Annotated in this window: 21 protein-coding genes; 15 read left to right on the top strand and 6 right to left on the bottom strand. The window is 60.9% G+C overall.

All coding sequences use genetic code 11. The features are described from left to right. Positions 1 to 315: 315 nt before the first annotated feature. The 9 genes from DCO47_RS10165 (at position 316) to DCO47_RS10125 (ending at position 8,048) form a co-directional block, all read left to right on the top strand. Positions 316 to 1,443 carry a branched-chain amino acid ABC transporter substrate-binding protein gene (locus DCO47_RS10165; RefSeq protein WP_116658037.1) on the top strand — a complete coding sequence of 376 codons (1,128 nt, stop codon included), beginning with the start codon at positions 316 to 318 and terminating at the stop codon, positions 1,441 to 1,443. A 229-nt stretch (positions 1,444 to 1,672) separates the two neighbouring features. Then, positions 1,673 to 2,596, top strand: coding sequence for a high-affinity branched-chain amino acid ABC transporter permease LivH (livH, locus tag DCO47_RS10160; RefSeq protein WP_016771355.1), 924 nt, complete (start codon positions 1,673 to 1,675; stop codon positions 2,594 to 2,596). After that, the gene (locus DCO47_RS10155) at positions 2,593 to 3,849 is read left to right on the top strand and encodes a high-affinity branched-chain amino acid ABC transporter permease LivM (protein WP_016771356.1); all 1,257 of its coding nucleotides are present in this window, start codon (positions 2,593 to 2,595) and stop codon (positions 3,847 to 3,849) included. The genes livH and DCO47_RS10155 overlap by 4 nt, the downstream gene beginning before the upstream one ends. Then, positions 3,846 to 4,613 (top strand): high-affinity branched-chain amino acid ABC transporter ATP-binding protein LivG, encoded by a 768-nt coding sequence (gene livG, locus DCO47_RS10150; RefSeq protein ID WP_016771357.1) that lies wholly within the window; start codon positions 3,846 to 3,848, stop codon positions 4,611 to 4,613. Before DCO47_RS10155 ends, livG begins: the two co-directional genes overlap by 4 nt. After that, entirely contained in the window at positions 4,614 to 5,315 is a 702-nt protein-coding gene (locus DCO47_RS10145) for an ABC transporter ATP-binding protein (protein ID WP_003222380.1), read from the top strand. Positions 5,316 to 5,601: 286 nt separating this feature from the next. After that, the gene (locus DCO47_RS10140; RefSeq protein ID WP_065615234.1) at positions 5,602 to 5,907 is read left to right on the top strand and encodes a DUF2282 domain-containing protein; all 306 of its coding nucleotides are present in this window, start codon (positions 5,602 to 5,604) and stop codon (positions 5,905 to 5,907) included. Between the two features lie 25 nt (positions 5,908 to 5,932). Next, entirely contained in the window at positions 5,933 to 6,820 is an 888-nt protein-coding gene (locus tag DCO47_RS10135) for a DUF692 domain-containing protein (RefSeq protein WP_116658036.1), read from the top strand. Continuing rightward, positions 6,817 to 7,575, top strand: a complete 759-nt coding sequence (locus DCO47_RS10130) for a DUF2063 domain-containing protein (RefSeq protein ID WP_116658035.1) — start codon at positions 6,817 to 6,819, stop codon at positions 7,573 to 7,575. Before DCO47_RS10135 ends, DCO47_RS10130 begins: the two co-directional genes overlap by 4 nt. Then, a complete protein-coding gene (locus DCO47_RS10125; protein ID WP_116658034.1) occupies positions 7,572 to 8,048 on the top strand; it encodes a DoxX family protein in 477 nt (158 codons plus the stop codon). Before DCO47_RS10130 ends, DCO47_RS10125 begins: the two co-directional genes overlap by 4 nt. Before the next feature lie 109 nt (positions 8,049 to 8,157). On the opposite strand, the gene DCO47_RS10120 is transcribed toward DCO47_RS10125, so the two are convergent. Beyond that, positions 8,158 to 9,072 (bottom strand): LysR family transcriptional regulator, encoded by a 915-nt coding sequence (locus tag DCO47_RS10120; protein ID WP_042608207.1) that lies wholly within the window; start codon positions 9,070 to 9,072, stop codon positions 8,158 to 8,160. A gap of 104 nt (positions 9,073 to 9,176) precedes the next feature. On the opposite strand from DCO47_RS10120, the gene DCO47_RS10115 reads away from it, so the two are divergent. The 3 genes from DCO47_RS10115 (at position 9,177) to DCO47_RS10105 (ending at position 12,274) form a co-directional block, all read left to right on the top strand. Continuing rightward, the gene (locus tag DCO47_RS10115) at positions 9,177 to 9,776 is read left to right on the top strand and encodes a short chain dehydrogenase (protein ID WP_083353404.1); all 600 of its coding nucleotides are present in this window, start codon (positions 9,177 to 9,179) and stop codon (positions 9,774 to 9,776) included. Positions 9,777 to 9,911: 135 nt separating this feature from the next. Continuing rightward, complete coding sequence (locus tag DCO47_RS10110; protein ID WP_116658033.1) at positions 9,912 to 10,565, top strand: COG3650 family protein; 654 nt, start codon at positions 9,912 to 9,914, stop codon at positions 10,563 to 10,565. A gap of 95 nt (positions 10,566 to 10,660) precedes the next feature. Next, positions 10,661 to 12,274, top strand: a complete 1,614-nt coding sequence (locus DCO47_RS10105; RefSeq protein WP_065615239.1) for an NAD(P)/FAD-dependent oxidoreductase — start codon at positions 10,661 to 10,663, stop codon at positions 12,272 to 12,274. Between the two features lie 116 nt (positions 12,275 to 12,390). On the opposite strand, the gene DCO47_RS10100 is transcribed toward DCO47_RS10105, so the two are convergent. Beyond that, on the bottom strand, positions 12,391 to 13,485 hold the full coding sequence (locus tag DCO47_RS10100; RefSeq protein WP_065615240.1) for a PLP-dependent cysteine synthase family protein: 1,095 nt from the start codon (positions 13,483 to 13,485) through the stop codon (positions 12,391 to 12,393). A gap of 250 nt (positions 13,486 to 13,735) precedes the next feature. Between DCO47_RS10100 and nhaA the strand changes: the two genes are divergently transcribed. The 3 genes from nhaA (at position 13,736) to DCO47_RS10085 (ending at position 16,595) form a co-directional block, all read left to right on the top strand. After that, positions 13,736 to 14,920, top strand: coding sequence for a Na+/H+ antiporter NhaA (gene nhaA, locus DCO47_RS10095; RefSeq protein ID WP_116658032.1), 1,185 nt, complete (start codon positions 13,736 to 13,738; stop codon positions 14,918 to 14,920). A gap of 219 nt (positions 14,921 to 15,139) precedes the next feature. Next, positions 15,140 to 16,333 (top strand): S-type pyocin domain-containing protein, encoded by a 1,194-nt coding sequence (locus tag DCO47_RS10090; RefSeq protein ID WP_116658031.1) that lies wholly within the window; start codon positions 15,140 to 15,142, stop codon positions 16,331 to 16,333. A gap of 10 nt (positions 16,334 to 16,343) precedes the next feature. Beyond that, on the top strand, positions 16,344 to 16,595 hold the full coding sequence (locus DCO47_RS10085; protein ID WP_042608216.1) for a pyocin S6 family toxin immunity protein: 252 nt from the start codon (positions 16,344 to 16,346) through the stop codon (positions 16,593 to 16,595). Between the two features lie 72 nt (positions 16,596 to 16,667). Here the strand turns inward: DCO47_RS10085 and DCO47_RS10080 are convergent, their stop codons facing one another. From DCO47_RS10080 to DCO47_RS10065, 4 genes are all read right to left on the bottom strand, one after another. Next, a complete protein-coding gene (locus tag DCO47_RS10080) occupies positions 16,668 to 17,132 on the bottom strand; it encodes a glycine zipper 2TM domain-containing protein (RefSeq protein ID WP_016771369.1) in 465 nt (154 codons plus the stop codon). A 176-nt stretch (positions 17,133 to 17,308) separates the two neighbouring features. Next, the gene (gene pdxH, locus DCO47_RS10075) at positions 17,309 to 17,956 is read right to left on the bottom strand and encodes a pyridoxamine 5'-phosphate oxidase (RefSeq protein WP_116658030.1); all 648 of its coding nucleotides are present in this window, start codon (positions 17,954 to 17,956) and stop codon (positions 17,309 to 17,311) included. 24 nt (positions 17,957 to 17,980) lie between these two features. Further along, on the bottom strand, positions 17,981 to 19,084 hold the full coding sequence (locus tag DCO47_RS10070; RefSeq protein WP_116658029.1) for an OmpA family protein: 1,104 nt from the start codon (positions 19,082 to 19,084) through the stop codon (positions 17,981 to 17,983). Positions 19,085 to 19,197: 113 nt separating this feature from the next. Then, entirely contained in the window at positions 19,198 to 20,343 is a 1,146-nt protein-coding gene (locus DCO47_RS10065; protein ID WP_042608219.1) for an EstA family serine hydrolase, read from the bottom strand. Between the last annotated feature and the right edge of the window lie 185 nt (positions 20,344 to 20,528).

The following is a 20,528-nucleotide window of genomic DNA, read 5'->3' as shown; positions in this document are numbered from 1 at the left end:
ACGTCGGTGGTCCGTCAGAAAAACCCGGTTGCAAATGGCTTCACCGAACGAAAAAAGCAGGAAGGCCAGGGAATGCTGCCTTTCGGGATATATGCCCCCGATTGCCCCGCCGCAATTCTGTCTCTTTCATTCAAAAATGCGACACCCTCAAGTTTTGCCCCGTGGCGCCTGCTTCCCAGTTGATCAAGCGGCGCTCTACACTGTACCGGTACAGTTGCCGGGGCATTTTCCGGAGGGTATCGCGAAGATATCTGACCCGGTTCTGCTGCTACGGCGCCAGAACTCTAAAAAATACAACAGTAAGAGTGGAGCACTATGACTAAGGCTACTAAGCAGATTTCCAAACTGTTTGCCGCTATGGTTCTGGCCGGGTTTGCCAGCCATTCGCTCGCAGCTGACACCATCAAAATCGGTATCGCCGGCCCCAAGACCGGTCCAGTAGCCCAGTACGGCGACATGCAGTTCAGTGGCGCAAAAATGGCCATCGAGCAGATCAACGCCAAGGGCGGCGTCGACGGCAAGAAGCTCGAAGCCGTTGAATACGACGACGCCTGCGATCCGAAACAAGCGGTAGCGGTAGCGAACAAGGTCGTCAACGACGGCGTCAAGTTCGTGGTCGGTCACCTGTGCTCCAGCTCCACCCAGCCCGCTTCGGACATCTACGAAGACGAAGGCGTGATCATGATCACCCCGGCTGCCACCAGCCCGGACATCACCGCCCGTGGCTACAAAATGATCTTCCGTACCATCGGTCTCGACAGCGCCCAGGGCCCTGCCGCCGGCAACTACATCGCCGATTACGTGAAACCTAAAGTGGTTGGCGTGCTGCACGACAAACAGCAGTACGGTGAAGGTATCGCCACCGCCGTCAAATCGACCCTCGAGAAGAAAGGCACCAAGGTTGCCGTCTTCGAAGGCGTCAACGCTGGTGACAAGGACTTCTCCGCAATCATCGCCAAGCTCAAGCAAGCCAACGTCGACTTCGTCTACTACGGCGGCTACCACCCGGAGCTGGGCCTGATTCTGCGTCAGGCTCAGGAAAAAGGCCTGAAAGCCAAGTTCATGGGTCCGGAAGGCGTGGGTAACGACTCGATCACCCAGATCGCCAAGGACGCCTCCGAAGGCCTGCTGGTGACCCTGCCGAAGTCCTTCGACCAGGATCCGGCCAACGTTGCTCTGGCTGACGCCTTCAAAGCCAAGAAGGAAGATCCGAGCGGTCCGTTCGTGTTCCCGTCCTACTCGGCGGTGACCGTGATTGCCGAAGGCATCAAGGCGGCCAAGTCCGAAGACGCGGCCAAAGTCGCTGAAGCCATCCACGCCGGTTCGTTCAAGACCCCGACCGGCGACCTGAGCTTCGACGACAAGGGCGACCTGAAGGACTTCAAATTTGTCGTGTACGAGTGGCACAACGGCAAACCTAAAACCGAAGTTTCGCCTCAGTAAGGCCTTGCCCGACTGACTGCCAATAAAGCCCACGGCGTGCCGTGGGCTTTGTTTTGCGAATGTAAGGGCCGCGCTGGCGTGATCCGCCAGTCTGCCCACCTGAAAATCTCAAAACCGTCATCAGCGGTTCGCTGGCAAAACCCGGGTTCGAAGTGGATAGAGATCCACGGGGCCGGGCGGGAAAATGACTCCACCAGTGAAATGCGTACAGGTTTTTAGGAGCGCTGTAATGCCTGACCTCTATCACTTCTTCCAACAGCTGGTTAACGGCCTCAACGTTGGCAGCATGTATGCCCTGATCGCCATCGGCTACACGATGGTCTACGGCATCATTGGAATGATCAACTTCGCCCACGGCGAGGTGTACATGATCGGTTCCTACGTGGCGTTCATCGCCATCGCCGGGCTGACCATGATGGGACTCGACAGTGTCCCGCTGTTGATGACCGCGGCGTTCATCGCCAGCATCGTCGTCACCAGTTCCTACGGTTACAGCATCGAACGGATCGCCTACCGCCCGCTGCGCGGCAGCAACCGTCTGATCCCGCTGATTTCCGCCATCGGTATGTCGATCTTCCTGCAGAACACCGTTCTGCTGGCGCAAGACTCCAAGGACAAAGCGATCCCCAACCTGATCCCGGGCAACTTCGCCTTTGGTCCGGGTGGCGCACAAGAAGTGCTGATTTCCTACATGCAGATCGTGGTGTTCGTCGTGACCCTGATCGCCATGCTCGGCCTGACCCTGTTCATCTCCCGTTCCCGCCTGGGTCGCGCCTGCCGCGCCTGTGCCGAGGACATCAAGATGGCCAACCTGCTCGGCATCAACACCAACAACATCATCGCCCTGACCTTCGTCATCGGTGCTGCGCTGGCCGCCGTGGCGGCGGTGCTGCTGAGCATGCAATACGGCGTGATCAACCCGAACGCCGGTTTCCTCGTCGGCCTCAAGGCCTTCACCGCTGCGGTACTGGGCGGCATCGGCAGCATCCCCGGGGCCATGCTCGGTGGGTTGGTGCTCGGTGTAGCGGAAGCGTTCGGTGCCGATATCTTCGGCGACCAGTACAAGGACGTCGTCGCGTTCGGCCTGCTGGTTCTGGTGCTGTTGTTCCGTCCGACCGGCATTCTGGGCCGTCCGGAGGTTGAGAAAGTATGACTAGGAATCTTAAACAGGCACTGTTCAGTGCCTTGCTGGTGTGGGCGGTGGCCTACCCGGTACTCGGACTGAAACTGACCATCGTCGGCATCAATCTGGAAGTGCACAACACCAGCCCGGCGGTACTCGCGACCATCGCGATCTGCTCGGTGCTGATGTTTTTGCGCGTGCTGTTCAACCAGCAGATCAGCAAGGCCTGGCGTTCCTCGCCGGGCATGCCGCTGATCCCGGCCAAGGCCAGCAACTTCCTGACCCTGCCGACCACCCAGCGCTATTTCATCATTGCGCTGATTCTGATCGCCCTGGTCTGGCCGTTCTTCGGTTCCCGTGGCGCGGTGGATATCGCAACGCTGATCCTGATCTACGTGATGCTCGGCCTGGGCCTGAACATCGTCGTCGGTCTGGCCGGCCTGCTTGACCTGGGTTACGTCGGTTTCTACGCCGTCGGCGCCTACAGCTACGCGCTCCTCTCGCACTACTACGGCCTGAGTTTCTGGATCTGCCTGCCGATTGCCGGCCTGATGGCGGCGACATTCGGCTTCCTGCTGGGCTTCCCGGTATTGCGTTTGCGTGGCGACTATCTGGCGATCGTGACCCTCGGCTTCGGCGAGATCATCCGTCTGTTCCTGCGTAACCTGACTGACATCACCGGCGGCCCGAACGGCATCAGCAACATCGAGAAGCCGACGTTCTTCGGCCTGACCTTCGAGCGCAAGGCCGCCGAAGGCCTGCAGACGTTCCACGAGTATTTCGGCCTGCAATACAACTCGATCAACAAGGTGATCTTCCTGTACCTGGTTGCGCTGTTGCTGGCGCTGGCCGCGCTGTTCGTCATCAACCGTCTGCTGCGCATGCCGATCGGCCGCGCGTGGGAGGCGCTGCGTGAAGACGAAATCGCCTGCCGCGCGTTGGGCCTCAACCCGACTGTGATCAAGCTCTCCGCGTTCACCCTGGGCGCTGCGTTTGCCGGTTTCGCCGGCAGCTTCTTCGCCGCGCGTCAGGGTCTGGTGACCCCGGAATCGTTCACCTTCATCGAGTCGGCGATCATCCTCGCCATCGTCGTGTTGGGCGGCATGGGCTCGCAACTGGGCGTGATCCTGGCGGCGATCGTGATGATCCTGTTGCCGGAAATGATGCGTGAGTTCAGCGAGTACCGCATGTTGATGTTCGGTGCGCTGATGGTGCTGATGATGATCTGGCGTCCACAAGGTCTGCTGCCGATGCAACGCCCACACATGGAGTTGCGCAAATGAGCCGCGAGATCCTTAAAGTCGAAAATCTGAGCATGCGCTTCGGCGGCTTGCTGGCGGTCAACGGCGTGGCGCTGACCGTCAAGGAAAAACAGGTGGTTGCCCTGATCGGCCCGAACGGCGCCGGCAAGACAACCGTGTTCAACTGCCTGACCGGCTTCTATCAGCCTACCGGCGGCAGCATCCTGCTGGACGGCGAGCCTATCCAGGGCCTGCCGGGGCATAAAATCGCCCTTAAAGGCGTGGTGCGTACCTTCCAGAACGTGCGTTTGTTCAAGGACATGACCGCGGTCGAGAACCTGTTGATCGCCCAGCACCGTCACTTGAACACCAACTTCCTGTCCGGCCTGTTCAAGACCCCGGCGTTCCGCAAAAGCGAGCGCGAGGCGATGGAGTTTGCCGAGTACTGGCTGGAAAAGGTCAACCTCAAAGAGTTCGCCAACCGCACCGCTGGCACCCTCGCCTACGGCCAGCAACGGCGTCTGGAAATCGCCCGCTGCATGATGACCCGCCCGCGGATCCTCATGCTCGACGAACCGGCCGCCGGCCTGAACCCGAAGGAAACCGAAGACCTCAAGGCGCTGATCGGTGTGTTGCGTGAAGAGCACAACGTCACCGTGCTGCTGATCGAGCACGACATGAAACTGGTCATGAGCATCTCCGACCACATCGTCGTGATCAACCAGGGCACTCCGCTGGCCGACGGCACGCCGGAACAGATCCGCGACAATCCTGAAGTGATCAAAGCCTACCTGGGGGAAGCGTAAATGCTGCAGTTCGAAAACGTTTCCACCTTCTACGGCAAGATCCAGGCCCTGCACAGCGTTAACGTCGAAGTCCGTCAGGGCGAGATCGTGACGCTGATCGGCGCCAACGGTGCCGGCAAATCCACGCTGTTGATGACGCTGTGCGGTTCGCCGCAGGCGCATAGCGGCAGCATCCGCTACATGGGTGAGGAACTGGTCGGCCAGGACTCGTCGCAGATCATGCGCAAGAGCATCGCCGTGGTCCCGGAAGGTCGTCGGGTATTTGCCCGCCTGACCGTGGAAGAAAACCTGTCCATGGGCGGATTCTTCACCGACAAGGGCGACTATCAGGAACAGATGGACAAGGTTCTCGGACTTTTCCCACGCCTGAAAGAGCGCTTCAACCAGCGCGGCGGCACCATGTCCGGCGGCGAACAGCAGATGCTCGCCATCGGCCGTGCGCTGATGAGCAAGCCCAAGCTGCTGCTGCTCGACGAGCCGTCGCTGGGCCTGGCACCGATCATCATTCAGCAGATCTTCGACATCATCGAACAGCTGCGCAAGGACGGGGTGACGGTGTTCCTGGTCGAGCAGAACGCCAACCAGGCGCTGAAAATTGCCGACCGCGCCTACGTGCTGGAGAACGGCCGCGTGGTCATGCAAGGCACCGGTGAAGCGCTGCTGACCGACCCGAAAGTACGCGAGGCGTACCTCGGCGGTTGAATGTTATCGCTGGACAGAAAAACGGCCTTCGGGCCGTTTTTTTTCATGCCCACCACAAATCCCCTGTAGGAGTGAGCCTGCTCGCGATAGCGGTGTATCAGTCGCAACGGCAGTGACTGACAAAACGCCATCGCGAGCAGGCTCACTCCTACAGGGGACGCGGTGGTCTGAAGATTTTTATAAAAAATTCAGCCCCGCGTGTAACGCATCCCGCCACCCGTTCTCTAGAGGGACAAGCAAGCGCAAACCGCTTGCAGAAACCCTGATAAAAAACTGGAGAAACATCATGACTGCTACTACCCGCACCCTGTCCGCCACCGCCCTGGTTCTGGCCCTCGGTTCCGCTCTGAGCATCGCCACTGTCTCCACCGCCCAGGCCGCCGATGCCAACATGGAAAAATGCTTCGGCGTGGCCCTCAAAGGCAAGAACGATTGCGCTGCAGGTGCCGGCACCACCTGCGCTGGCACGGCGAAAACGGACTATCAGGCCAACGCCTGGAAACTCGTTCCTAAAGGCACCTGCGCTACCACCGAAAGCACAACCTCGCCGACCGGCTTCGGCCAGCTCGAAGCCTTCAAAGCCAAGTCCTGATTCAAGGCCTGCCTGAGTGACGCCCATGTTCAGTCATCACGAACCGTCCCTGCCGCGCACTCAGGCCGCTCGCACCGAGCTTCCTGCCCGCGCCGGGCTGGGGCTCAAGACCGGGCACTTCCTCGAAGTGCTCGGCTCCGTACCGGACCTCGGTTTCTTCGAAGTCCACGCCGAAAACTACATGGTGGCCGGCGGCCCGTTTCATCATTTTCTTGGTCTGATTGGCGAACAGTACCCGCTGTCCTTGCATGGCGTCGGACTGTCGATCGGTGGCGAAGGCCCGCTGGACAGCCAGCACCTCAAACGCCTTGCCGAGCTGATCGAGCGCTATCAACCACAAGCCTTTTCCGAACATCTGGCGTGGTCCAGCCATGGCCCGGTGTTCCTCAATGATCTGCTGCCACTGGCCTACGACACGCCGACCCTGAACCGCGTCTGCGCGCATATCGATCAAGTACAGAACACCTTGAAACGAACAATGCTGCTGGAGAACCCGGCGACCTATCTGGCGTTTCAGCATTCGACGATCGACGAGGCCGAGTTCATCGCCGAAGTGATCCGCCGCAGCGGTTGCGGCTTGTTGCTCGACGTCAACAATGTCTACGTGTCATGCATCAATCATCAGCGCGATCCACTGGCCTATCTCGATGCGTTACCGCTGCACGCAGTCGGCGAGATTCATCTGGCCGGCTTCGCTGAAGATCGCGACAATCTCGGCGATCGCTTGCTGATCGACGATCATGGCGCGCCGATTGATCAGGCTGTCTGGGATCTGTACCGGCAAGTGCTGCGTCGGATCGGCCCGGTGGCGACGCTGATCGAACGTGACAATCACCTGCCGGCCTTCGACGTATTGCTTGCCGAAGCGCAGCACGCCGATACGCTGTTGCGCCGAGCGGAGCGTGCGGCATGAGCACGCAAGCGGACTTCGCCGCCGCCCTGCTCGATGTGCAACTGCCGTACCCCAAGGGCTTGTGCAGCCGCAACGGCGCCGATCCGTCACGGCGTTTCGCGGTCTATCGCAACAATGTGCAGAGCTCGCTGATCAATGCCCTGGCCGACAGTTATCCGGTGGTGCAGCAATTGGTCGGTGAGGAATTTTTCCGCGCCATGGCGGCGATTTTCGTACGCAGTCAGCCGCCACAGAGTCCGTTGATGAGCCGCTACGGCGAGGGCTTCGCTAACTTCATCGGGCAATTCGAACCCATCGCCGGCGTGCCTTATGTGGCCGATGTCGCGCGACTCGAATATTTGCGCACCCTCGCCTATCACGCCGCCGATGCGCAGCCGATCCGCCCGGAGCAAGTCAGCGCCGCGCTGGCCGATCCGCAGTCGCTGACCGAGCTGTGTTTCGAATTACATCCTTCGTTGCATTTGCTCGACTCCGCCTATGCGGTGGTTGCGATCTGGGCCGCGCATCAGCAGGAGCAAAGTCTGGCGGGCATTGGCCTGAATCAAGGCCAACACGCCCTGGTGCTGCGCAACGGTCTCGATGTTGAAGTGTTTGCTCTCGAGACCGCGGCGAGCGTGTTTATTCGTCACCTTGCCGGAGGGCGACCACTGCTGGTGGCAGCAGAGAAAAGTCCGCCGTTCGATCTCGCCCAAACCCTCGCGCTGTTGATTGCGCATAACGCGATCACCCGGCTCAATTACAAGGAGTTGCCATGAACAGCCTGATCCTGCGCGTCATCGCGTCGTTCGAAAAAATCCCTCTCAGTCTGATTGCCTTCATCGCGCGTTTTTCCATCGCCGCCGTGTTCTGGAAATCCGGGCAAACCAAGATCGAAGGGCTGGCCGTCGACTTGTTTGACGGCACATTTGAACTGGGCTGGCCGCGCTTGGCTGATTCGACGGTTCCGCTGTTTCAGAGCGAGTACAGCCTGCCGCTGTTGTCGCCGGAGATTGCCGCACACATGGCGGCGTTTGCCGAGCATGTGTTCCCGCTGCTGATCCTGCTCGGCTTCGCCACACGGTTTTCGGCGCTGGCTTTGCTCGGCATGACCCTGACCATTCAACTGTTTGTCTACCCGGATGCCTACCCGACCCACGGCACCTGGGCGGCGGTGCTGCTGTACCTGATGGCGACCGGCCCGGGCAAGTTGTCGATTGATCACCTGATTGCTCGCCGCCTCCAAGGCTGACCTGAAGTGTAGGAGTGAGCCTGCTCGCGATAGCGGACTGTCAGTTGATGAATTCGTAGCTGATGTACCGTGATCGCGAGCAGGCTCACTCCTACAAAGGGGATTGCTTTCAGCGCTGCAGTCGATCCAGCGCCTCGCCACTGCGCTTGAACCAGCCCATCAGATAATCCGCCAACACCTGCGTGCGCTTCGGTAATCCGCCCTGATACGGGTGCACCAGATACATCGGCATCCGTCGGGTCTGATAATCGCGCAGCAGCCAGCGCAAGCGGCCGTCAGCCAGTTCGGATTGCAGCAGATACGACGGCAAACGGGCGATGCCGGCGCCGGACAGCGCGGCTTTTTTCAGCAGGCTGTAATGGTTGCTGGCGAACGGGCCTGACACCCGCACCCGCAATAACTCATGCTGCTGGTGATACAACCACTCTTCGCGCCCGCTGTAATGGCTGTTGAGCAAGCAGCGATGCTCGGCCAAGGCCTGCGGCGCCGCCGGTTCGCCGAAGCGCTCAAGGTAGGCCGGGCTGGCGCAGGTCATTTCGTGCCACGCCAACAGCGGCTTGGCCACCAGCCGCTCGTCATTGGCGACTTCGGCGCGAATCGCCAGATCAAAACCGTCGCGAGACAGATCGCGATAACTGTTGTTCAGCTCCAGCTCGATCTGCACCTCGGGGTATTGCCCGGAAAACTCCAGCAGCAAGCCATCGAAGAAGGTCTCGCCGAGCGACACCGGAACGGTCATGCGCACGGGGCCAGCCATGTCGTCCTTCAACCGCGCCAAAGCCTGCCGTGCGCGTTCAACCTGAACCACCAGTGCCTGCGCTTGCGGCAGCAGCGCCGCCCCCGCCGCTGTCAGGCTCAAACGGCGGGTGGTGCGTTGCAGCAACACCACACCGAACTGCGCTTCGAGCTGGCTGATGCGCTTGGACAACTGGCCCTTGCTGCAGCCCAACTGCTGCGCCGCGAGGGTGAAACTGCCGGCCTCGATCAGCACGGCGAATGCGGCGAGGTCATCCATTTCGCTCATGGATTGTTTCCAATTGAAAACCAAAGGTTGCCCATTAGTGCGCTTATCCGCGGAAAAAACCACTCTAGACTGAAACCTCATTCACTCACTTGGGGTACAGCTCGATGAAAATTCTGTTGATAGGCGCCGGCGGCACCATCGGTTCGGCGGTGGACAAAGAATTGTCGCAACGCCACGAAGTCATCCGTATCGGTCGTAACAGCGGTGACTTGCAAGTGGATATCAGCGACAGCGCCTCGATACGCAAGCTGTTCGAACAGACCGGCAAGTTCGATGCGCTGATCTGCGCGGCGGGCAACGTGACGTTCGCAGCGCTGGACGAGATGACTGCAGACAGCTTCGCCCTCGGCCTGAAAGACAAACTGATGGGCCAGGTCAACCTGCTGCTGATCGGTCGCGAGTACGCCAATGACGGCGCCTCGTTCACCTTCACCACCGGCGTGCTCAGCCACGACCCGATTCGCAGCGGCGCCTCGGCAGCGCTGGTCAATGGCGCAATCGACAGCTTCGTCCGCGCCGCCGCCATCGAACTGCCGCGGGGCCTGCGGGTGAACTCGGTGAGCCCGACCGTCCTGACCGAAGCCCTGGGCAAATACGCGCCCTATTTCCGTGGCTTCAAGTCGGTTCCTGCAGCGGACGTCGCATTGGCCTACGCGAAAAGTGTCGAGGGATTGCAAACAGGACAGACGTTTCACGTCGGTTAAGAGCGAAAGATCGCAACCTTCGGCAGCTCCTGCACAGGGCTTTATGGTTCCCTGCAGAAACTGCCACAGGCTGCGATCTTTTGCATTTGGGGGTCAGGCTGCGTAACGTGGCAGCACTTGTCTGGAGAGCCAAAGATGCGTGTTGCCCGTTCGATCGTCCTCGTTGCCCTGCTACCGTTGTTTGCCGCCTGCCAGTTGTTCGACGGCCAGCGTGCAAGTGTGTCCCATGCCGGGCAGACGCGGATGCAGGGGCAACTGACCGCCGCCGACGGCAAACTGGTGTTCCAGCCGTGTCAGGAGCAGCGGCAACTGGTGGTCAATGACATCGGCGGCACCAGCGTCCTGCAAGAGGCCGCCACCCTCGCCGACGAGCAAGGCAAGCTGTTTGCCGATGTGCGCGGCAAGGTCTCCGGCGATCGCCTCGACCTGGGCCAGTTGTATCGCGTCGAACGCTCGGGCACAGCCTGCGATGACCCGAATTTCAAACTGTTGATCCTGCGCGCCGCCGGCCATGGCCCGGAGTGGAACGCCAAGGTCAGCGGCAAAGGTATGGTCATCGAGCGCGACGGCCAGCCCCCGCTCGCCGTGCCCTATGTGGAAGAGCAACTGGGCGACGGCCGCTTCAATCTCAGCAGCGAAGCCAACAACCAGCGCATCGAATTATGGGTCGCGCCGCAGCGCTGCGTCGACAGCAGCACCGGCAGCGTGCAGCACATGAGCGCCGAGTTGCGCATCGACGGTCAGGTGCAGCGCGGCTGCGGCTATTTCGGCGGCGCGCGCAACGACTGATCGTTTTTCCCCCACGGATCCGCTCGCGGCGGCTTATAATCGCCGCCTTCAAACGCCCTGGCGCAGTTGTGCGCCCCGCGAATCCGGATCCCGCCATGTTACGAATCACCGAACTCAAGCTGCCAATCGACCATCCCGAAGAAGACCTGCGCGCCGCCATCGTGCAGCGTCTGGGCATCGCCAGCGATGATCTGCTCGATTTCACCTTGTTCAAGCGCAGCTATGACGCGCGCAAAAAGTCCTCCGAACTGTGCTTCATCTACACCATCGACCTCAACGTACGCGATGAGGCCCGGGTGTTGTCCAAGTTCGCCGACGACCGTAACGTCAACGTGGCGCCGGATGTCAGCTACAAATTCGTCGGTCAGGCCCCGAGCGATCTCGGCCAGCGGCCGATCGTCGTCGGTTTCGGCCCGTGCGGCATCTTCGCCGGTCTGCTGCTGGCGCAAATGGGCTTCAAACCGATCATTCTCGAGCGCGGCACCGAAGTCCGTCAGCGCACCAAGGACACCTGGGGCCTGTGGCGTAAAAGCGTGCTCAATCCCGAGTCCAACGTACAGTTCGGCGAAGGCGGCGCGGGTACATTCTCCGACGGCAAACTCTACAGCCAGATCAAGGACCCGAAATTCCTCGGGCGCAAGGTTCTGCATGAGTTCGTCAAGGCCGGCGCGCCGGAAGAAATCCTCTACGTCAGCAAGCCGCACATCGGTACGTTCCGCCTGACCGGCATGGTCGAAAACATGCGCGAGCAGATCCGTGAACTGGGCGGTGAAGTGCGCTTTCAGGAGCGCGTTTCCGACGTGCTGATCGAAGACGGCCAACTGCTCGGCGTGCAACTGGCCAGCGGCGAAACCCTGCATTCCAAACACGTGGTCCTGGCCCTCGGCCACAGTGCCCGCGACACCTTCCGCATGCTCCATGGCCGTGGCGTGTTCATGGAAGCCAAGCCGTTCTCGGTGGGTTTCCGCATCGAGCACCCGCAATCGCTGATCGACCGTGCACGTCTGGGCAAATACGCCGGCCACCCGAAACTCGGCGCTGCCGATTACAAGCTGGTGCACCACGCCAGAAATGGCCGTTCGGTCTACAGCTTCTGCATGTGCCCGGGCGGCACCGTGGTCGCGGCGACGTCCGAGCCCAATCGTGTGGTCACCAACGGCATGAGCCAATACTCGCGTAACGAGCGCAATGCCAACTCCGGCATCGTCGTCGGCATCACCCCGGAAGTCGATTACCCGGGCGGCCCGCTCGCCGGTATCGAGTTGCAGGAACGCCTCGAATCCCACGCGTTCATCCTTGGCGGCAGCGACTACAAGGCCCCGGCGCAACTGGTTGGCGATTTCATCAACGGCAAGCCTTCGACCGAACTGGGCGAAGTCGAGCCGTCGTACAAGCCGGGCGTGGCGCTGGGTGATCTGGCTCTGGCGCTACCGGATTTTGCCATTGAAGCAATCCGTGAGGCTTTGCCGGCGTTCGAAAAGCAGATTCGCGGTTATTCGCTGCACGACGCCGTGCTGACCGGGATCGAGACCCGCACTTCGTCGCCGCTGCGCATCACCCGCAACGAGTCGCTGCAGAGCATGAACGTCAAGGGCCTGTTCCCGGCCGGGGAAGGCGCGGGCTACGCCGGCGGGATTCTCTCGGCGGGCGTCGACGGGATTCGCATTGCCGAGGCCGTGGCTCGCGATATCCTCGGCCTTACTGACTGATACAAAACCCTTGTAGGAGTGAGCCTGCTCGCGATAGCGGCGTGTCAGTCAGCATTTATGGCGTCTGACACACCGTTATCGCGAGCAGGCTCGCTCCTACATTTGATTGGGGCGTGTCAGATATTCGCGCGCAACACCGAGGTCGGCAGCGCCTCCCCGCGCTCGGCACTCGCCGCCACCGCTGCAATCAAATCACCCAGTTCATACCCCTGTGCTTTCAGCCAATCCTGATCGTAGTACGTGTCGGCATACCGCTCGCCGCCATCGCACAGGATCGCCACGATTGACCCAGAATGCCCCGCCGCTTTCATCTGCTGCGCCGCCATCAGGGCGCCGATCAGATTGGTCCCGCTCGAGCCGCCGACATGCCGCCCCAAACGCTGCGCCAGATAATGCATGGCCGCCAGCGACAATGCGTCCGGCACCTTGACCATCGCATCGATGACCTTTGGCAGAAACGATGCTTCCACTCGAGGCCGGCCAATGCCTTCGATACGCGAGCCGCAGTCCAGGCGCAGGCTCGCATCGCCACTCTGATAGAAATCGAAGAACACCGAACGCTCGGCATCGGCACACAACACGCGGGTGCAATGCTGGCGATAGCGCACGTAACGCCCGAGGGTGGCGGTGGTGCCGCCAGTGCCGGGGCTGGAAATCAGCCAGGTCGGCTCAGGGTGTTTTTCGAAACGCATCTGCTGGAAGATCGACTCGGCGATGTTGTTGTTCGCCCGCCAGTCGGTGGCGCGTTCGGCGTAGGTGAACTGGTCGATGAAGTGACCGCCATGCTCGCGGGCCAGGCGCTCGGATTCGGCATAGATCTGCGTCGGATCCTGCACCAGATGGCTCTGGCCACCGTAGAAGGCAATCTGGGCAATCTTCTCTTTCGAAGTGGTCGCGGGCATCACCGCGATAAACGGCAAACCGAGCATGCGCGCGAAATACGCTTCGGAAATCGCCGTCGAGCCGCTGGACGCTTCGATCACCGGCGCGCCGGGTTTCAGCCAGCCGTTACACAGCGCGTAAAGGAACAGCGAACGGGCCAGGCGATGCTTGAGGCTGCCGGTCGGGTGGCTGGATTCGTCCTTGAAATACAACTCGATGCCGGCAAAACCGGGCAGCGGCAAAGGGATCAGGTGGGTGTCGGCGCTGCGCTGGAAATCCGCCTCGATGATGCGGATGGCTTCGCGGGCCCACTGTCGGTTGTCGCTCATGGTCTCGTTTCTCATGGAATCGGACAGGAGATGGGTCTCCTGAAAAAGGTCTTGCGCAAGCTTAGGAAATATCCCGCAGACGGCAAAGATACAGCTGAGTCTCAATGTGTCAGGCAACTGCTAGGCTCAATGCTTCCGAGCCAGACAGCCTGTAACGCCATATAACAAAAAAGAATATAACTTTTGTTTTAACAACTAACGGTACGGGTTAGGGTAGCCCACCTTTTTCACCAATCGATGGAGAGCGACCTTGCCTCTGCGTAGCACTTTCACGCGTTTCTTTCAGTTGGAAGCTGCCAGCGGTCTGTTACTGATCGCCGCAGCCATTCTCGCCTTGATCATCAACAACTCGCCGCTGTCGTGGCTGTACACCGGCCTGCTCGACACCCCGGTGGTGGCGCAGATCGGCGCGTTAAAAATCGCCAAACCCCTGCTGCTATGGATCAACGACGGTCTGATGGCGCTGTTCTTCCTGCTGATCGGTCTGGAAGTCAAACGCGAAGTGCTCGACGGCCAGTTGTCCAAGCCCTCGCAGATCGTCCTGCCCGGCGCTGCGGCGATCGGCGGCATGCTGGTGCCGGCGCTGATCTACTGGTTCCTCAACCGCGACAACCCCGCCGCCCTGAGTGGCTGGGCCATTCCGACCGCCACCGACATCGCTTTCGCCCTCGGCGTATTGGCGCTGCTCGGCAAGCGCGTGCCGGTCTCGCTGAAATTGTTCCTGATGACCCTGGCAATCATCGATGACCTCGGCGCCATCGTCATCATCGCGATTTTCTACTCTGGCGAACTGTCGACCCTTTCGCTGGGCCTGGCGGCGGCCTGCATTGCCGCGCTGGTGGCGATGAACCGGCTCGGCGTGGTCAAGCTCGGGCCGTACATGATCATCGGCCTGATCCTCTGGGTCTGCGTGCTCAAGAGCGGTGTCCACGCCACATTGGCCGGTGTGACCCTGGCTTTCTGCATCCCATTGCGGACGAAAAATGCCGAGCCGTCGCCACTGCTGACCCTCGAACACGCGCTGCACCCGTGGGTCGCCTACGGCATCCTGCCGCTGTTCGCTTTCGCCAACGCCGGCCTGTCGCTGAGCGGCGTCACCGTCGAAAGCTTCACCCACGACGTACCGATGGGCATCGCCATCGGCCTGCTGCTGGGCAAGACCATCGGCGTGTTCGGCCTGACCTGGCTGGCGGTCAAGATCGGCATCGCCGCCCTGCCCCAAGGCGCCAACTGGGGCCAGGTCCTCGGCGTCGCGATCCTCTGCGGCATCGGCTTCACCATGAGCCTGTTCGTCGGCTCGCTGGCCTTCGAACCCGGCGTGAGTGATTACGCAGGAATGGATCGGATGGGCATCCTCACCGGCTCGATTCTCGCGGCGCTGATTGGTTATGCAGTGACGGCGGCGGCGAGTCGCAAGAATTCACAACTGCAATAACCCTTGCTCCCGCTGAACTGCGCAGCATGCCCACTTCTTGGGGGTGCTTCGCACCCCAGCGGGAGCAAGCTCCCTCGCCACAGATTCTTCGCCTCTCAGTTAAGCAGCGAACAATCCCCACGTCTTTAGCGACGCGTCCTACAGCCGCGCTTTCCCCGCTTCGATAACGTCGTGCAACTCCTTTCGAGGGGCTGTCGATGGTGAACGAAGGGACGATCAGTGGCGCGGTACAAGGACATTCCCCGGGTGCAAAACCCACCGGAGGGCGACGGACATCACGTTACCTGGCGGTATATGACGGCGGCTGAACTGGCCGAGCGCGAAGCCGGGCAAAATGCCTACGATGCGATGCTGGCGCGGCAGGAGGCTTTCGAGCGCAGCCGGGAAGTGGCGGCGAAAAAACCTGAAACTGTGCGTGCCGGGTGCGTATTCGCCAAGTCCTGCAAGTTGCCGGATGCGATCATCGATTACAGCAATCCTTCCGGCATGGTGCCGACCGACAGCCTCAAGGATTACGGCGAGCTGATCCTGCTCGGCGCTCGCGAAGCCGACGCAAGCGGCGGCATTCCACTCAAGAAAATCAGCGCCAACGCGATCCCGATCGGGTTTGGCAGTCTGGCCTTGGCAGGCTCGGCTTTTGAAGCGCTGCCGGCGCTCGTCTCCAGTGCGGTGGCTGCGCCCTTGGTCGGGCTGGTTGCGCTGCTGATGCCGTCAAGCCTGGGCGACAGCGCGCTCTACACCGATGAGCAACTGAGCACACTCAAACAAGCCAGAACACGCGTACGCCTGCGCGTCGAGCAACAGGCCAATGGCAGCCTCAAGGGTTACGGCTTCTACACCGGCAAGAACCGCGATTGGGAAATGGTCGATGTCGTGCAGTTCACTGCACGCGGCGACCGGTTCGTTGCCGATCTGGGTGAAGGCGTCGAACTGCTCTGGACCCCGGCGGTGGATGGCTCGGACATCCTCGGCATTCCGGCGCTGGAGGCTGCCCCGCAGGCACCGCATATCTGGGTGTATCCACCGACGAAAGCGGCGGACGGGATTCTGGTGAATCCGGTTTATCCGCCGGAGTATCGGGATTTTATTTTGGTGTTTCCGGCAGATTCTGGCGTGAGGCCGATCTACGTTGTGCTCAGCCGTGCTCGCGACCATGCTTATTACGGCCATCCAAAAACGCTGCCCGCATTCCCTGATGCAGTCAAAGTGAAATCGAAGTCGTCAGTACAAGGTGGTGGAAAACAGCGAGCACGTTGGGTAGACCGCAAAGGTCGAATTTACGAATGGGATTACAAAAGCAACGCCGTAGAAAAATACGACAAATTAGGAACGACTCATTTAGGTGAGTTCAATCACTTGACAGGTGAACAAACGGGACCCGCCGATCCAAAACGAAAAACCTCCAGAAATTAAGGATTGAAACATGCGCTTTCTTTCGATTACCGGATTCTTCCCTGACGAAGTTCAAGATGACTCCTTGCAGTTCGAGCTGGATATCACAGGCAGCGAGATGAATGAAAGAGTCGCCCAGCTCATTGAATCCAAGCCCTTGGGTGAGGTGGAACCCGGCGAGTTGTTGTTGACTCAGGATCAGGTAACCGCACTGGAAAATCTGCTCAGCGTCAGTTTCCCAAAGGGCCTCGAATACTTCATGGGGACCTGCGTCAAATACTGACTGACCCACTCACAAGCAAAGAAAAACCCCGACCAGTCACCTGATCGGGGTTTTCTTTACCCGGCTTCCCGCTTAGTGCGAAACGCGGCTGGTCCCGCCAACGGTGGAAATCCGTACCCGCTCGCCAACGCGGAACACTTCATTCTCCTGAACCTGCTGCACATAGGCGCGCATGCTGCCGTCGTCTTCGCGGACGGTAATTTCCACGCCCTGGGTGCGGGTCAGGCCTTCTTCGGTGGCCGAGCCGAGCAGGCCGCCGGCCACCGCGCCGATGACCGCAGCAACGATGCTGCCCTTGCCGCCGCCGATGGCGCTGCCGCCGACGCCGCCGACCACTGCGCCTGCTGCGCCGCCGATCGGGGTTTTGGTGCCTTCGATTTTCACCGGTCGCAGGGATTCGATGGTGCCCATGCGAATCGTCTGCACACGACGCGCTTCGTCACGGGAGTAGGAGTCGCCGGTGAGGCTCGATTGGCAGCCGGTCAGCAACATCGCCATCGTGGAAAAGGAAGCAACCAGCAGAACAGACTTACGCATAGCATCAACTCCAAAAGAACATGTGTTCATTAAACTCCGTGGCCTGGCGTCTGTCACGACACCCTCCGGATAAAATTGGCTTCCATTCAGGCTGGGTACAGATGCCGCGAGCGTTCACTTAAAGTAGCGTGAAATCACCGATCCGCCATCGCCCTTCATCCCGCTCGGTAGACTGCTCAGGGTGCCAGACGTTCAAGAATCCACTCGGCGCCCTGCAGCCGGTAGTTGAGGCGATCATGCAGGCGGCTCGAACGGCCCTGCCAGAACTCGATGCGCTCGGGCAACAAACGGTAACCGCCCCAGTGTTCCGGGCAGTGCGGCTGACTGTCGCTGAAGCGCTGCTCGGTGGCCTTGAGCAAATCTTCCAGCTCGCCACGACCGTTGATGACGCGGCTCTGCGGTGATGCCCAGGCGCCCAGGCGGCTGCCCAATGGACGCACCTGATAATAGGCATCGGACTCTTGCGGCGTGACCTTCACCACCCGCCCTTCGATGCGCACCTGGCGCTCCAGGGTTGGCCAGAAGAACGTCATGGCGGCAAACGGGTTGGCTGCCAGATGCTGGCCCTTCGCGCTGTCGTAGTTGGTGAAGAAGGTGAAGCCCTGCTCGTCCAGGCCCTTGAGCAACAGAATGCGGCAATGCGGACGACCGCCGGCATCGACCGTAGCCAGGGTCATGGCATTGGCTTCCACCGGCGCCTGCTCGGTTTTCACCGCATCGGCGAACCACTGATGAAACAACGCAAACGGCTCGGCCGGGGCTTGCGCCTCGGTCAAACCGTCACGGGTGTAATCGCGACGCATATCGGCCAGAGCCTGGGTCATGGCGGATTCCTTTTCGTTAGCGGATCACTTCTTCGCGGCGTCGGCTGCGGCGACTTTCTTGTCGGTCGCGGCGGCTTTGGCTGGCGCAGTCTTTTTCGCCGCAGCTTTGGCCGGAGCCTTTTTCGCTGGAGCCTTGGCGGCAGCTTTCTTGGCTGGTGCCTTTTTCGCCGCCGGGACAGCGGCTTTTTTCGCAGCAGGCGCCGGGGCAGCCGGCTTGGCCACTGGTTTGACGTCTTGCGCAGCGACCATCGTTACCGGCTTCGGCGCTGGCATGTTGTATTTGCTCAGCAGTGCCACCATGGTGTTTTGCGGGGTGACCAGCAGCTCTACACGACGGTTCAAGGCCCGGCCTTCAACGCTGTCGTTGGCCGCACGCGGCGCTTCCGAACCCATGCCGCGCAGCATCAGGCGGTCACGCTGCAAGCCGCTGAGACGGAAGATCGCTGCCACCGATTGCGCACGTTCCTGGCTCAGCTTGATGTTGGCCGGCGCAGCGCCGCTGGTGTCGCTGTGACCGAGCACCAGCACCGCCGTTTTCGGGTCGGCTTCAAGGATCTTCGCCACGCGAGTGAACGGGCCGAGGGTGACAGGCAGCAGCATCGCTGGACGGTCCGGGTTGAACGAGCCTTCTACAGGCGCCGTCACTACCAGCACGTTGTCGCGACGTTCGAGTTGCAGGTTGCTGTCCTTCACCGCTTCACGCAGACGCGGTTCGTAGTCATCGAGCCAGGCTTGAGTCACCTTCGGATCCGGCATCGGCACGGCTTTGGCGGTTGGCTGATCCTTGCCGCCGAACGGCCACCACCATTTGCCATTGGACTCGGCCTCGGCCTTGGCCACCTCGACCGGTTTGGCTTCAGGTTTGACCTCGGCTTTCAGATCAGCTTTTACCGCTTCATCGCTGGAACCGAACGGCCAGTACCACGGGTTGCTGCTCTCGGCTTTGGCCACTGGTGCGGTCGCCGCCGGTTTCAACGGAGCTGGGGCCGGAGCCGGATCTTTGGCCGCGACTTTGTCGGAAGAACCGAACGGCCACCAGCTGCCGCCGTCCGCGTCGTTTTTCGGGTTCTGTGCGCAACCGGTGATCGCTACACACAGGGCCAGGGCGAGGGTCTTTTTAGATGACATTGAAAATCCACAAAATGAAGTAATGAAAAATCAGAGCACTTTCGCCCGGATAAACAGCCGTTTTGAAACGAAAATCCCTTCGAGGTTCCGATCCTGGAACCTCAGTCGAAGCTTTACAGACAAGTGGCAAGCACCCGCGCCAGCTTTTGCGCGCGCGGATCCATCAAAACGTAAGGCCCCAAAGTATTGGTCACGAAACCGAAGGCGACATCGCGCTCGGGATCAGCAAAACCGATCGAGCCGCCCGCCCCCGGATGGCCGAACGCGCGCGGGCCGAGGCCGTAGGTGGCGTTGGCCACGTCCGGCTGATCGAGCATGCAGCCGAGGCCGAAACGGGTGCGGGTGAGCAAGGTTTTGTCGTCGCCGAGGCTGTGCTCGCGGGTCAGCTCCTCAAGCATCTCGCTTTCGAGCAGACTGCCGTCGAGCAGGCCGGCGTAAAACCCGGCGAGGCTGCGCGCATTGCCGTGGCCGTTGGCCGCAGGCTGCTGCATGCGGCGCCATTCCGGCTTGTTGGTGCTGGTCAGCACCGACGGCGGATTGGTGAAGGCGCGGGTAGTCATGGCAGTCGGTTCGCGCATGGTCACTTGCAGCAGGCGCTGCGCCGCGGCGTCGCCGGCATTGCCCTTGCCACGGGCGATGTGCGCCACGCGATGAAACTCTTCGTCGGCCAGGCCCACATGGAAATCCAGCCCCAACGGCTTGGCAACCCGAGCGACGATCGACTCGCCCGGCCCACGCCCGTCGGCGCGGCGCAGCAATTCGCCGACCAGCCAACCGTAGGTGATCGCGGCATAACCGTGACCGGTGCCCGGCGTCCACCACGGCGCTTCGGCCGCAAGGGCGTCGACCATGGTTTGCCAGTCGTACAGGGCTTCAGGCGCGAGCAATTCGCGCAGCGCCGGCAGGCCGGCCTGATGGCAGAGCAATTGGCGCAGGGTCACCGATTCTTTGCCAGCGGCGGCGAATTCCGGCCAGTAGCGGGCAACCGGGGCATCGAGTTGCAACTTGCCTTCGGCGACCAGTTGCAGCGCGGTGACGGCGGTGAAGGTCTTGGTGCAGGAAAACAGATTGGCGATGGTGTCGCTGTGCCAGGCTTCGGTGCCATCCTTGTCGGCGGTACCAGACCAGAGGTCGAGGACGGTTTCTCCACCGACCTTGATGCACAGGGCTGCGCCGCGTTCCTGGGGATCGTCGAAGAGTGCGGCGAAAGCCTCGCGCACCGCTTCGAATTGAAGCTCGTAATGTCCCTGAATCTGCACCCGCAACTCCCCCGCGAAAACGCTCTACAAAGTGGTCCGCATTGTTCCAGCCCTTGAGGGATTTGGGAACAGGCGCGGGCCAGACGGTTGATCGGCAATTTGTGTTGATCCCTTCGCGAGCAGGCTCGCTCCCACACTGGATCTCAACAGCAGCGGAGATCCCCTGTGGGAGCGAGCCTGCTCGC

It is taken from the genome of Pseudomonas sp. NDM (assembly GCF_003105095.1).
GTDB classification, from domain to species: domain Bacteria; phylum Pseudomonadota; class Gammaproteobacteria; order Pseudomonadales; family Pseudomonadaceae; genus Aquipseudomonas; species Aquipseudomonas moraviensis_A.
The sequence above is the reverse complement of the archived record's forward strand: the minus strand, read 5'-3'. Positions and strand labels throughout refer to the sequence as shown.

Coding starts and splice junctions, on each gene's coding strand:
- DCO47_RS10165 (WP_116658037.1), top strand. CDS start 316: ATGACTAAGGCTACTAAGCAGATTTCCAAACTGTTTGCCGCTATGGTT.
- livH (WP_016771355.1), top strand. CDS start 1,673: ATGCCTGACCTCTATCACTTCTTCCAACAGCTGGTTAACGGCCTCAAC.
- DCO47_RS10155 (WP_016771356.1), top strand. CDS start 2,593: ATGACTAGGAATCTTAAACAGGCACTGTTCAGTGCCTTGCTGGTGTGG.
- livG (WP_016771357.1), top strand. CDS start 3,846: ATGAGCCGCGAGATCCTTAAAGTCGAAAATCTGAGCATGCGCTTCGGC.
- DCO47_RS10145 (WP_003222380.1), top strand. CDS start 4,614: ATGCTGCAGTTCGAAAACGTTTCCACCTTCTACGGCAAGATCCAGGCC.
- DCO47_RS10140 (WP_065615234.1), top strand. CDS start 5,602: ATGACTGCTACTACCCGCACCCTGTCCGCCACCGCCCTGGTTCTGGCC.
- DCO47_RS10135 (WP_116658036.1), top strand. CDS start 5,933: ATGTTCAGTCATCACGAACCGTCCCTGCCGCGCACTCAGGCCGCTCGC.
- DCO47_RS10130 (WP_116658035.1), top strand. CDS start 6,817: ATGAGCACGCAAGCGGACTTCGCCGCCGCCCTGCTCGATGTGCAACTG.
- DCO47_RS10125 (WP_116658034.1), top strand. CDS start 7,572: ATGAACAGCCTGATCCTGCGCGTCATCGCGTCGTTCGAAAAAATCCCT.
- DCO47_RS10120 (WP_042608207.1), bottom strand. CDS start 9,072: ATGAGCGAAATGGATGACCTCGCCGCATTCGCCGTGCTGATCGAGGCC.
- DCO47_RS10115 (WP_083353404.1), top strand. CDS start 9,177: ATGAAAATTCTGTTGATAGGCGCCGGCGGCACCATCGGTTCGGCGGTG.
- DCO47_RS10110 (WP_116658033.1), top strand. CDS start 9,912: ATGCGTGTTGCCCGTTCGATCGTCCTCGTTGCCCTGCTACCGTTGTTT.
- DCO47_RS10105 (WP_065615239.1), top strand. CDS start 10,661: ATGTTACGAATCACCGAACTCAAGCTGCCAATCGACCATCCCGAAGAA.
- DCO47_RS10100 (WP_065615240.1), bottom strand. CDS start 13,485: ATGAGCGACAACCGACAGTGGGCCCGCGAAGCCATCCGCATCATCGAG.
- DCO47_RS10085 (WP_042608216.1), top strand. CDS start 16,344: ATGCGCTTTCTTTCGATTACCGGATTCTTCCCTGACGAAGTTCAAGAT.
- DCO47_RS10080 (WP_016771369.1), bottom strand. CDS start 17,132: ATGCGTAAGTCTGTTCTGCTGGTTGCTTCCTTTTCCACGATGGCGATG.
- pdxH (WP_116658030.1), bottom strand. CDS start 17,956: ATGACCCAGGCTCTGGCCGATATGCGTCGCGATTACACCCGTGACGGT.
- DCO47_RS10070 (WP_116658029.1), bottom strand. CDS start 19,084: ATGTCATCTAAAAAGACCCTCGCCCTGGCCCTGTGTGTAGCGATCACC.